The organism is Acidocella aminolytica 101 = DSM 11237 (assembly GCF_900129125.1).
Classification (GTDB): domain Bacteria; phylum Pseudomonadota; class Alphaproteobacteria; order Acetobacterales; family Acetobacteraceae; genus Acidocella; species Acidocella aminolytica.
On the sequence record NZ_FQVJ01000004.1, the window covers coordinates 111,083 to 122,817 of the forward strand.

An 11,735-nucleotide genomic window follows, 5' to 3' on the forward strand; every position below is an offset into this window, starting at 1 on the left:
CCTCATTCAACGAATTCGGCAATGGCGGCACGCAGCTCCTCAACGCCGATTCCTGCGGCACTGGAAGTGGTGATAATCTGGTTCATCGCGGCGGGATGTTTCGCCACCAGGGCCAGCACCTCGTCCTGCTTGCGCTTCAAGGGGCAGGGTTTTACCGAATCCGCCTTAGTCAGAACAATCTGGAAAGACACGGCGGACTGGTCGAGTAGTTCCATCACGGTCAAGTCAGAAACCTTCACCTCCACCCGCGCATCCAGCAGCAGAAACACCCGGCGCAAATTAGGCCTGCCGCGCAGATAATCGAGCATCAGCCCTTGCCAGTCACGCTTAATCTCCTTCGGCGCCTCGGCATAGCCGTAGCCTGGCATATCTACCAGTACCAAAGGCCCCGCCTGGCATTCAAAGAAATTCAGCTGCCGGGTGCGCCCCGGCTGATGCGAAACCCGCGCCAGCGCCTTGCGTCCGGTAATCGCGTTGATCAGCGAGGACTTGCCGACATTGGAGCGGCCGGCGAGAGCAATCTCATTGCCCCGCGGCGCGGGCAGATGGTCCAGCGCCTGCGCGGCGTAAAAGAATTCGCAAGGTGAGGCGAAGAGTTTCCGCCCTGCCTCGATCTGCTCCGGGCTCGGCCCGCTGGTCTCGAACTTCAGCCTTTGGCCGGAACTGTCGGCTTTGGCCCCATGGCCCTGCGCATGATCAGCCATTGCTGCCCCACGGAAAGAATGTTGTTCCATGCCCAGTACAGCACCAGCCCGGCGGGCGAACGTGCCAGCATGAAAGTAAAGATAATCGGCATCAGCTGGAACATACGCTGCTGCGCCGGGTCGGGCGGCGTCGGGTTCAGCTTCTGTTGCAGATACATGGTGAAGCCCATGATGATTGGCAGCAGACCAACATGCAGCAGCGGGCTGATCATGGTCGGGTCATACGGGATCAGGCCGAACAGGTTAAAGATGTTCGTCGGATCCGGCACGGAAAGATCCTTGATCCAGCCATAGAACGGTGCCTGACGCATCTCGATGGTGATGAAGATCACCTTATAAAGCGAGAAGAACACCGGAATCTGCAACAGCATCGGCAAGCAGCCGGAGGCCGGGTTGATCTTCTCGGTCTTATACAGCTCCATCGTCGCCTGCTGGAGCTTGGTGTTATCACCCTTATACTGCTCCTTCAGCGCCGCGATCTTCGGCTGCATCGCCTTCATCCGGCCCATCGAGCGATAGGAATAGCTCGCCAGAGGGAAGAACAGCAGCTTCACACCCACGGTGAAGATCATGATCGCTAGGCCGAAATTGCCGGTCAGCGTATTCAGCCAGTCCAGCGCAAAGAAAATCGGCTTGGTCAGGAAATAGAGAATGCCGAAATCGACGGCTTTATAGAAATTCGGGATATGATAAATACGCTGGTAATAATCTAGGATTTTTACAACCTTGGCGCCGGTGAACAAATGGCTGGTAAACGCCGCCTGCCCGCCTGCCGGCACGGTAATCGCCTTATCGGTGATGAAGCTGGTCTGATAAGCACCGCCGTCCCCGTCGATCACCTTGCCATAGCTCATTGTGGCGTTCATCTGCGCTGTCTGCTCAGGCGCTACGGCGGCAAGCCAATATTTGTCGGTAATGCCGGTCCAGCCGCCCGGGCCGCTACTGGAATAAGCCACGCCCCCCGCAGATTTCTCGCCCTTATCCTTCAACGCACCATAGCCTTCCTGCTTCAACGTGCCGTTGAACACACCCAGTGGCCCTTCAAACAGCACCCAACTGCTCTCCACCTTGGGCTTGTAGTCACGCACCACCCGCGACCAGGGATAAACCTGAACCGGCGCGGCCCCCTTGTTCACCACGTTCTGCGTCACAGTGAACATATATTTGTCGTCAACCTTCAGGATCAGCTGGAATATCAGCCCCTGCCCGTTATCCCAGGAGAGCGTGACCGGCGTTTTCGGCGTCAGCTCCTGCGCGCTGGGGGTCCAGACGGTGCTGTCATCCGGCACCTTCGCGCCCGCAGGCGCAGTCCAGCCGAACTGAACATAAGACGGCGTGGTGCCACCTCGGCGGCCCATGATCTGCACCAGCGGCGAATTCTTCGCCACGGTCTCATGATAATCCTTCAGCACCACGTCATCGAACACCGCGCCGGTGAGTTCGATACTGCCTTTCAGCATGGGTGCATCCACGGCCAGACGCGGGCCATTCGCGACAGCAGCCTGGGTGGAAGCGGAGCCCGGCGCACCGGTGGCGCTCTGCGGCTTGGTTGCCGTGCTCTGCGGCGTGGTTTGCGCCGTTTGCGTGGGGTTATGGGCTGGGTGCGGAAAAAACTTTTCCTGCAACACCGTAAAAATAGCCAGGATGCCGAATGACAAGGCTAGGGCGAGGATCAGGCGCTTCGAGTCCATCAGGGTCAGCTATCCTTGGGAGTGGGAACCGGGTCGTATCCGCCGGGGTTGAAAGGGTGGCAGCGCAGAATACGCTTGGCCGCGAGCAGGCTGCCCCGCGCGGCACCGTGGCAGACCAGGGCCTCGCGCGCATAGGCGCTGCAGGAAGGGTGGAAACGGCAATTTGCACCAATCACCGGGCGCAGCGTCAGCTCATAAGCCCGCACGGCACCGGAAAGCATCAGGGCGGCGGGGCTCATGCCAAAGCCTCCTCCACTGCCTGGGCCAGACTATGGGTAAGGCGGGAAAATGGAACATCCCCCGTCTCACGCCGCGCGATCAGCACCAACTCCACGCCGGGCATTTCGCGGCCAGCCAAAACAAGCCGCGCCGCCTCCCGCAGCCTGCGCTTGGCGCGGTTGCGAGTGACGGCGTTGCCGATTTTCTTGGTGGCTGTGTAGCCCACGCGCAGGGCTTCCTCCGAGCCATCTTTAGCGGCCTGGAGCACGAAACCATGCTTCGCGATTTTTTTCCCCCGCGCGGCCAGGCGCAAAAACTCTGCGCGCCGGGTCAACCGAGCGGGCGGGGTTTGGGCAATGGCCATAACGCTACCGGCGCGCAGGGCGCGCGATCAGGCGGAGAGCTTGGCGCGGCCCTTGGAGCGGCGGTTGGCGATTACCTTGCGGCCGCCAACAGTCGCCATACGGGCGCGGAAGCCGTGCCGGCGCTTGCGGACGAGCTTGGAAGGTTGATAGGTCCGTTTCACGGTATTCTACTCCGGCAAAAGACAAACAAAACTGTTCGCGGACCGTCCCCGGCCCGGCGTGTTGGCGGGGTATAGGCAGGGCAGACCCGCCACGTCAATCTCACCGACACGTGAACCCGGCAAGGCAAAGGCGCAAAGCCGCCTTTTTCCTGCCCCCGGCGTCTATGCGCACGCGTCTTTCTTCCCCACACCTGGGCCTTACCGGAGTCGATGATTCGCTAAACGCAGGATTCGCGTCCCGGTTACTCTCGGCGCATATTAAGTATTAAAGCTTTGATATTACGTTGAACCCGGAAGCAGCCCTATGAATTTGGAAGATTTCTCAAAACTCTACCCCGCCGCGCCCGCCGGGCTGCGCAACCTCTCCGCCGCCATGAAGAAGGCCCAGCTGGACCTAACACTGACGATACTTATTAAAATCCCTGCCTCGCAAATGAATAGCTGCGCCTTCTGCACACAATTCCACCTGAGCATGGCCCGCAAGCTTGGCGTTGCACAGGCCAAGCTTGACCTCATAGCCGTCTGGCGCGATGCCAGGCTGTTCTCGGCGCACGAACAAGCCTCCCTGGCCTGGACGGAACGACTAATTGCCCTGCCCACGTCCACCTGACCGAAACTGAGAACGAGGAAGCCGAATGCGCCTTCCCCGGCACGGAATTTGCACAGCTTTGCACCGCCATCGCCACCATCAATGCCTGGAACCGCATTGCCGCCGGACTCGGTTTTCCGCCCCGCTTTGACCATTGATGGTTGCAACGACTCGGTGTTTTCATTCACAAAAAAGGTGAGCCCATGCAGATTTTTTCCTCACCACGCCCCCGCACTGTTCTGGCTTTGCAAGGTGGTGGCGCGCACGGTGCCTTCACCTGGGGTGTTCTCGACAGGCTTCTGGAGAACGAATTCAAATTCGACGCCGTCACCGGCGTATCCTCCGGCGCCATGATCGCCGCCCTGGCGGTGCAAGGCATGGTAAAAGCCGGGCCGCAAGGCGCGCGCACGGCCATCACCAAGCTCTGGACCCGGGTGATGGAAGGAAATCTCTTTGGCAATTTCCCCGCCACACCGCTCGATTGGATGTGGGACACCACCAAAGCCCTCAGCAACGACTTTGCCTGGACCGGTCTGACCCAGGCCTTGCGGCTGTTCGACCCCGCGCAACTCAACCCGCTGGGGCAAAACCCGCTGGAACCGTTGCTGCGCGAATTGCTCGACACCAAAGCCCTGTGCGCCCCCAACGCCCCCCGGCTTTATGTTGGCGCCACGGATGTTGAAACCGGCGAGGCAGCCGTGTTCTCCAACGCCGAGATCGGGATTCCTGAACTTCTAGCCTCTGCCTGCATCCCCATGATGTTCCCCACGGTTCGGATCAACGGGCGGCATTACTGGGATGGCGGCTATAGCTGCAATCCGCCTCTGGCTCCGATCCTGACCCCCAAGCCGGAAACGCTGATCCTGATCCGCGCCCAGCCCCGCCAACGCAGCGGCGTGCCTAGCGCCACGGCGGACATTGTCCACCGGCTGCACGAAATCGCTTTCCAAGCGCCTCTGGCGGCGGAATTATCCATGCTTCCGCGCAATGTGCGGTTGGTGGATATCCCGGCGGATGAAGCGCTCTCCCACCATCCGCTCACCTCCAAGCTCAACACCGACCGCCCCTTTCTTGAGGCCCTGTTCGATGCGGGCCGGAAGGCGGCAAACAACGCCCTACATAGTACATGAACCGGCTGAGCCGCCTCAAACCCCAGCCCGCTTCCCTATCCAGCAAGGTACTGTGGGTCACGGTCATTGCCATCCTGGTCATCGAATCCCTCGCCTTACTCCCCGTCCTTGGCCGCCAGCGTCTGCATTGGATGTATGAGGTCCAAAGCCGGGCCAATGTCGCCGCCTATGCGCTGCAATCCGCGTCTCCAACCCAGGCGGCGCGCATATTGCGGCTAGCCGGAATTCACCGGCTCACCCTGGTGTCTCCGAGCGGCCAGCAAGAGAGTTGGTCAGCATCGGACGCCCCGCCCCCTACAAACGCCGTTCTCATCCCTGAGGAAGAACATTTAAGCTACAGCATCTGGCGCACCTGCCTGCGCATCGCGGGGCTGGCACCGGCCGAGCAAACTCTTCTCTTTACCTCCCCGCTTTCGGCCACGGGCGGCATGGCGGTTCAGGTCAGCACCGCCCCACTGACCTTCCGGATGCGGCTTTATGCACGGCGGGGGGTCAGCTTGATCGTGCTGCTGTCCATGCTTGCCGGGCTCGTTGTTTACGGGGTTCTCAACAAGCTGCTTGTCCAGCCCATGGAGATTCTCACCGCCTCCATCATCCGGTTCCGCGAAGCCCCGGAAGAAGCCGACCATGCCGGGTTGGACCTGCTTGCCGCCCGCCCACGGGACGATATTTCCACCGCCGCGCGGGAGTTGAAAGCCATGCAGAGCGAGTTGCGCGGCGCCCTATGGCGCAATGCCCGCTTGGCCGCTGTGGGCACGGCGGTGGCGAAAATCGCCCATGACCTGCGCAACGTCCTCTCCTCCGCTCTGCTGGTCGCCGACCGATTGCAAGGCGTGGAGGACCCCGTGGTCCAGCGCGCCACCCGCACCCTCATCCCCGCTGTTGAGCGCGCCACGCAATTTGTCAGCCGCACGGTGGAGTTCGCGCGGGAAGGTCCGCCTCCAGTCACCCGCAGTCTGGTGCGGATCTGGGAGCTAATCGAAGAAGTGGCCAACACCGTCCGGCCCGCCAGCGCCAAATGGCGCATCGAAAACCTGGTGCCAGAGATGTTGGAACTACCCATGGATCGGGACCAACTCTACCGCGTGCTGACCAACCTGATCCGCAATGCGGCTGAGGCGGGCGCCACCCTCATCACGCTGAGTACCGAAATCATCGGTGATCAAACGAAATTACGGGTGCTGGATAACGGCCCCGGCCTGCCGCCTAAAGCCCAGGCCAATCTGTTCAAACCCTTCACCGGCTCGGTCCGCAGCGGCGGCACGGGTCTTGGGCTGACCATCGCGCGTGACCTGATCCGCGCCCATGGTGGTGATCTAGTGCTGGAGCATAGCGGCCCGGATGGCACAGTCTTCTGCATGGACCTCGCCACGCACGACCCGCATACGCCCCCGCCCTTCGCCAGCCGTGAGTCTGCTCTATAAACCATTAAAAGCATAGAGAATATTAGGGTTTATGCTTGCCCTGAGCTCTCAAATTCCAGAAAAACCTTTTCACAACGCGCTGAATTTTGGCAGAAAATCGTTATTTTTCGCTAGAGATTGCATTTCGCGCGGAAATCCTTTTCTAAAGACCCATGATCCCATTGGCTCTCAACTCTTCTCGCCTGCGGCTTGGTTTGGCCGGGGCTGGCACGCCCGCTTTGCGGCGGCTGCGGGCCCTGCGCGCCGCCGGCGCCGGAGAAGAGCTGCGCGTCTTCACCACAGACCCCGCTTTGAGCGCCGAAGCCGGAGCAGCCACCACGCCCCGCCTACCCACGCCAGAAGATATCAGCCCGCTTAACCTGCTCTGGATCGCCGGGCTTGAGGAAGATATTTACCGCCCGCTGGCCCAGGCCGCCCAGGATGCGAAACTCCTTCTGAATGTCGAGGACGTCCCTGAATTTTGCGATTTCAACTCCGTCGCGGAAATCCGCCGGGGCGATCTGCTGCTCACCGTTTCCACCGGCGGTCAGGCGCCTGGCTTGGCCGGTGCCATCCGCAAGCGGCTGGAAGCCTGTTTCCCTGAAAGCTGGGCCACCCGCGTGAAAGAGATTGCCACCCTCCGCCAAGGCTGGCGGGCTGAACGAATGCCCATGGCGGAAGCCGCCCGGCGTATCGACACGCTGGTTGAGGAAAAATGCTGGCTTTCCTGTCCAAAGCTCCGCTGACCTTCCGCCTTGTTCCTCTCCGCCCCGCCAAAACGGCCGGCCCATACGGCCCTGGGAGCCTGATACATGCCTGACAGCCTACCCCCCTTCTCCGATGCGGAGACCGTTCTGCGTAACGCCATCACCTGGCAATTTCCGGGCAAAATCGCGCTCGTGTCCTCCTTTGGGACGGAATCCGCGATCCTGCTGCACATGGTGGCGCAGATCGACAAATCCCTGCCGGTGATTTTTCTAGAAACAGGAAAATTATTCCCCGAGACCCTCGCCTACCGGGACGAGCTGATCGAAAAGCTTGGCCTGACTGGCGTGCGTTCCATCCGCCCCTCTGGCAAACAGCTCGCCGCCTACGACCCGGACGGCCGGTTGTGGGAGAAAGACCCGGATCTGTGCTGCACCATTCGCAAGACCAACCCGCTGGACGACGCGTTGGAAGGGTTTGATGCCTGGATCACCGGCCGCAAGCGCGGCCAGTCCGCCACCCGCGCCAATCTGCAATTACAGGAAACCGGCGCGGATGGGCGTATCACCATCAACCCACTGGCCTTCTGGAACGATGAAATGCTGGAAGCCTATTTCCTGGCACATGGCCTGCCGCACCACCCACTTGAGGTTCAGGGCTATACATCCATCGGCTGCGCCACCTGCACCCACAAGCCTTTGCCGGGGCAGGATAAACGCTCCGGTCGCTGGGCGGGCCAGGCCAAGACAGAGTGCGGCATCCACATGCCCCGCGCTATGACCAAGCCTGACTGGCCGGAGACGCTGATCTTCGAAGTCTGAGCTTTTCCGGGCGCTTTTTGGCTGCGCTCATAGATGGTCTCTCCCATGCGTGAGGCGCAGCCCAATGGCAATATAATTTCGTCAACCCTCAACAATCATACATTATATTACTGAAACCATTAGGTTTCAGCACGTCTCTCCGACCCTCCGTGGATTTCCACCGCCTGCTTTTCAACGCCGCTCAACCCCATGGCTGCCATGCTGCGGCGCGGCAGACTGGCTTTACACAAGGCGGCGGATTGAATAACGCTTCAGCCGTTCCGTCCCGTCGGGAACGCCTTTCCTGACGCCTAATAAAGTTACAATGAGAAGGTGAAGCATATGGCTAAAACCGCTACGAGCAAGCAGGTCGGCACGGCGACGCTTAATTTCAACGACAAAACAGCGACCCTGCCGGTGCTGGGCGGCACGCTCGGCACGGATTGCATGGATGTCCGCAAGATCCAGAGCGAGCTTGGCATCTTCACTTTCGACCCGAGCTATGGCGCCACCGCCTCCTGCGAAAGCTCCATCACCTATATCGATGGCGACGAAGGAGTGCTGCTGCACCGTGGCTACCCAATCGACCAGTTGGCCGAAAACTCCTCCTTCCTCGAAGTGGCGTACCTGCTGCTAAACGGCGAACTGCCGAATGAGGCCGAGTTCACCAAGTTCACCAACGGCATCACCCGCCACACGATGCTGCACGAGCAGATCCGCAATTTCTGGAACGGCTTCCGCCGTGATGCCCACCCGATGGCGATGCTCTGCTCTGTGGTCGGCGCCATGTCCGCCTTCTACCCGGACAGCATCGACATTCACGACGAGCACCAGCGTGAGATTTCCGCCTTCCGCCTGATCGCCAAAATGCCGACGATCACCGCCTGGGCGTATAAGTATAATGTCGGCCAACCCTTCATGTACCCGCGTAACGATCTCTCCTACGCGGAAAATTTCCTTTATATGTTCCATGGTGTTCCGGCCGAAACCTACAAGCCAAACCCGGTGTTGACCAAGGCGATGGACCGGATCCTGATCCTGCATGCGGATCATGAGCAGAATGCCTCCACCTCCACCGTGCGTCTGGCCGGCTCCACCGGCACCAACCCGTTCGCCTGCATTGCCGCTGGCGTTGCCTCCCTCTGGGGTCCCGCTCATGGTGGCGCCAACGAAGCGGTGCTGAAGATGCTCGGCGAAATCGGCCATAAGGACAACATCCCCGACTTCATCAAGCAGGTGAAGGACAAGGATTCCAACGTGAAGCTGATGGGCTTCGGCCATCGCGTTTACAAGAACTACGACCCCCGCGCGAAGATCATGCAGAAGACCTGCTACGAAGTGCTGGGCGAGCTGGGCATCAAGGACTCCCCTCTGCTCGACCTCGCGATGGAGCTGGAAAAAATCGCGCTGGAAGACGAATACTTCGTCTCCCGCAAGCTCTACCCGAACGTGGATTTCTATTCCGGCATCATCCTGAGCGCGATGGGCTTCCCTACCACCATGTTCACGCCGATCTTCGCCCTGGCACGCACCGTGGGCTGGATCAGCCAGTGGAAGGAAATGATCGAGGACCCGACGAACCGCATCGGTCGTCCCCGTCAGATTTATACCGGTGCGGCGCAGCGCGACTACACGCCGCTCGACAAGCGGGGCTAATGCCGCTTCCGCGACAATCCGTAACGCAGGGGAAGCATCTCCTCCCCGGCTGCCTGCCCTTCCGTGCCTCGCGCGCGGAAGGGTTTTGTTTTTCGTGACCTCGCATGAAGGGGTTTTCTGAAAATCCTGCCCGTAACCTCATCATCGGGCTTATCTTCATCGTGGTGCTCATCACCTGCGCCACACTCGCCTTCACCAGCGAAGGCTGGAGCCTCGGCGATGCGTTCTACTTCGTTATCATCACGGTTTTCACGGTAGGGTATGAGGAAGTCCACCCTCTCACCACGCCAGAACTGCGCGCCATCGCGCTGGCCACCATCATTCTCGGCTGCACGGGTGTCATTTTCCTCACCGGCGCGCTGGTGCAGTTCATCACCTTCGGGCAGATTCAGCAATTATTGGGGAACAGACGGATGAAAACGCAAATCGGCAAGATGAGCGGGCATGTGATCGTCTGCGGCTATGGACGCATCGGGCACATGCTGACCGATGAGCTGACAGCCGGCGGCGCAAGTTTTCTGATTCTGGACCGTGACGAAGCCAAGCTGCACGACGCCGCCGCACGCGGCCTCATCACCCTGGCAGGCGATGCAACGGATGAAGCCGTGCTGGAGGAAGCCGGCGTCAAACGCGCCCGCGCCTTGGCCTGCGTGGTGCCGAATGACGCGGTGAATGTGTTCATCACCCTCTCCGCGCGGAATTTGAACAAGGATATTGAGATCATCGCCCGGGGCGAGGCTGCCAGTACCAAAAGCAAGTTGCTGCGCGCGGGGGCCAGCGCGGTGGTGGAACCCACCCATATCGGCGCTGAACGCATTGCCCAGCTCATCCTGTTTCCCCGCACTGCCAAACTCACGGATTCCAGCCGGATGCGCCTGCTCGGCTCAGGGCTGCGCACGCTGGGGCTGGAGCTGGAAATTGTGCCCGTCCCCGCCGAGAGCTCTTATGCCGGGCAAACGGTCGAGCAAATCGAACAAAGCGCCAACGGCACCTTGTTTGTGGTCGCGGTGAACCGGCAGAACGGTGAGACCATCACCCGCCCAGAGCCGGAGCTGGTGATCGAGGCGGGGGATGGCGTTATCGTCATCACCCGCGCCGGGCGGGAATCACCCCGCATCATCTAACCTCAGCCCAAGGGCGGCACATGCACCCAACCGCTCATCAACACTCGCGCGCTGCGGCTCATCATCGCCTTACTCACCTGCCATTGCTGTTTCACCAGCGTCGCCCCCGCGCCCACGCGCAGCGTGCCGGAAGGGTGGCCAAACCGCACTGACTCACGCGCCCCACCACCAGCGGCCATATTCACCAGCGTGCCCGGCACGGCGGCGGCTGTGGCAATGGCCACCGAGGCCGTGCCCATCATCGCGTGATGCAGCTTGCCCATGGACATGGCGCGCACCAGCACATCGATATCCCCAACTCCAATCCGCTTGCCGCTGGATGCTGTGTAGCCCTTCGGCGGGGCCACCCAGGCGATTTTGGGGGTATGCTGGCGCGTCGCGGCTTCATCAAGGCTCTTGATCAGCCCCATCCGCAACGCCCCATACGCCCGGATGGTCTCCAGCTTTTTAAGTGCCGCCACGTCAGCGTTCACATCTTCCTGCAACTCCGTGCCGCTATAGCCCAGCGCCTCGGCATTCAGGAAAATGGTGGGAATCCCGGCATTGATCAACGTCGCCTGAAAGCTGCCAACCCCCGGCACCTCCAGCTCGTCCACCAGATTGCCGGTCGTGAACAAAGCGCTACCCTCCCCTTCTTCAGCCGGATCGAGAAATTCCAACTCAATCCCAGCGGCGGGGAATGTCACGCCATCCAGTTCGAAATCACCGGTCTCCTGCACGGCCCCGCCCGTCATCGGTATATGCGCGACGATGGTTTTGCCGATATTCGCCTGCCAGATGCGGATAACGGCCACGCCATCACGCGGCAGCCGCGCCGGGTCAACTAGGCCATTACTGATCGCAAACGGCCCCACGGCGGCGGATAAATTCCCGCAATTCCCGGACCAATCAACAAACGCCTGATCGATCGCCACCTGCCCGAACAGATAATCCACATCATGATCCGCCCGCGTGCTGCGACTGACAATCACGGCCTTGGACGTGCTGGAGGTCGCGCCCCCCATGCCGTCAATCTGTTTGCCATACGGGTCCGGACTGCCGATGACGCGCATCAGCAGTCTATCCCGCGCGGAACCGGGCATACGCGCGGCCTCGGGTAGATCCTCCAGCCGGAAGAATACGCCCTTGGAGGTACCACCACGCATATAGGTGGCGGGAATTTTGATCTGCGGTGCAAAAGCCATGGCG

The 11,735-nt window shown here is 60.7% G+C and carries 13 protein-coding genes; 7 read left to right on the top strand and 6 right to left on the bottom strand.

What is annotated here, in order from left to right; genetic code table 11:
- Positions 1-2: 2 nt before the first annotated feature.
- From yihA to rpmH, 5 genes are read right to left on the bottom strand one after another with little or no spacing between them, the layout of a single operon-like run.
- A complete protein-coding gene (yihA, locus tag BUB54_RS03600) occupies positions 3-704 on the bottom strand; it encodes a ribosome biogenesis GTP-binding protein YihA/YsxC (RefSeq protein WP_082075667.1) in 702 nt (233 codons plus the stop codon).
- The gene (gene yidC, locus BUB54_RS03605) at positions 647-2,395 is read right to left on the bottom strand and encodes a membrane protein insertase YidC (RefSeq protein WP_048879084.1); all 1,749 of its coding nucleotides are present in this window, start codon (positions 2,393-2,395) and stop codon (positions 647-649) included. The genes yihA and yidC overlap by 58 nt, the downstream gene beginning before the upstream one ends.
- A 5-nt stretch (positions 2,396-2,400) precedes the next feature.
- On the bottom strand, positions 2,401-2,634 hold the full coding sequence (yidD, locus tag BUB54_RS03610; RefSeq protein ID WP_048879083.1) for a membrane protein insertion efficiency factor YidD: 234 nt from the start codon (positions 2,632-2,634) through the stop codon (positions 2,401-2,403).
- Complete coding sequence (gene rnpA, locus BUB54_RS03615) at positions 2,631-2,978, bottom strand: ribonuclease P protein component (RefSeq protein ID WP_048879082.1); 348 nt, start codon at positions 2,976-2,978, stop codon at positions 2,631-2,633. The genes yidD and rnpA overlap by 4 nt, the downstream gene beginning before the upstream one ends.
- Positions 2,979-3,005: 27 nt before the next feature.
- Positions 3,006-3,140, bottom strand: a complete 135-nt coding sequence (gene rpmH / locus BUB54_RS03620) for a 50S ribosomal protein L34 (protein ID WP_026440011.1) — start codon at positions 3,138-3,140, stop codon at positions 3,006-3,008.
- 304 nt (positions 3,141-3,444) lie between these two features.
- Between rpmH and BUB54_RS03625 the strand changes: the two genes are divergently transcribed.
- The 7 genes from BUB54_RS03625 (at position 3,445) to BUB54_RS03655 (ending at position 10,547) form a co-directional block, all read left to right on the top strand.
- Positions 3,445-3,750 (top strand): carboxymuconolactone decarboxylase family protein, encoded by a 306-nt coding sequence (locus tag BUB54_RS03625; RefSeq protein ID WP_139284775.1) that lies wholly within the window; start codon positions 3,445-3,447, stop codon positions 3,748-3,750.
- A gap of 182 nt (positions 3,751-3,932) precedes the next feature.
- Positions 3,933-4,859, top strand: coding sequence for a patatin-like phospholipase family protein (locus BUB54_RS03630; RefSeq protein WP_048879081.1), 927 nt, complete (start codon positions 3,933-3,935; stop codon positions 4,857-4,859).
- Entirely contained in the window at positions 4,856-6,283 is a 1,428-nt protein-coding gene (locus BUB54_RS03635) for a sensor histidine kinase (RefSeq protein ID WP_048879080.1), read from the top strand. Before BUB54_RS03630 ends, BUB54_RS03635 begins: the two co-directional genes overlap by 4 nt.
- Before the next feature lie 152 nt (positions 6,284-6,435).
- Positions 6,436-7,008 carry a precorrin-2 dehydrogenase/sirohydrochlorin ferrochelatase family protein gene (locus tag BUB54_RS03640; RefSeq protein WP_048879079.1) on the top strand — a complete coding sequence of 191 codons (573 nt, stop codon included), beginning with the start codon at positions 6,436-6,438 and terminating at the stop codon, positions 7,006-7,008.
- Between the two features lie 66 nt (positions 7,009-7,074).
- Positions 7,075-7,788 (top strand): phosphoadenylyl-sulfate reductase, encoded by a 714-nt coding sequence (locus BUB54_RS03645; protein ID WP_052948367.1) that lies wholly within the window; start codon positions 7,075-7,077, stop codon positions 7,786-7,788.
- A 321-nt stretch (positions 7,789-8,109) separates the two neighbouring features.
- Complete coding sequence (gene gltA / locus BUB54_RS03650; RefSeq protein ID WP_048879078.1) at positions 8,110-9,423, top strand: citrate synthase; 1,314 nt, start codon at positions 8,110-8,112, stop codon at positions 9,421-9,423.
- 104 nt (positions 9,424-9,527) lie between these two features.
- Positions 9,528-10,547: a potassium channel family protein gene (locus BUB54_RS03655; protein WP_048879077.1), complete on the top strand. Its 1,020-nt coding sequence runs from the start codon at positions 9,528-9,530 to the stop codon at positions 10,545-10,547.
- Between the two features lie 2 nt (positions 10,548-10,549).
- Here BUB54_RS03655 and prpF read toward each other — a convergent pair whose 3' ends face one another.
- Positions 10,550-11,731 carry a 2-methylaconitate cis-trans isomerase PrpF gene (gene prpF, locus BUB54_RS03660; protein ID WP_048879076.1) on the bottom strand — a complete coding sequence of 394 codons (1,182 nt, stop codon included), beginning with the start codon at positions 11,729-11,731 and terminating at the stop codon, positions 10,550-10,552.
- Positions 11,732-11,735: the final 4 nt, after the last annotated feature.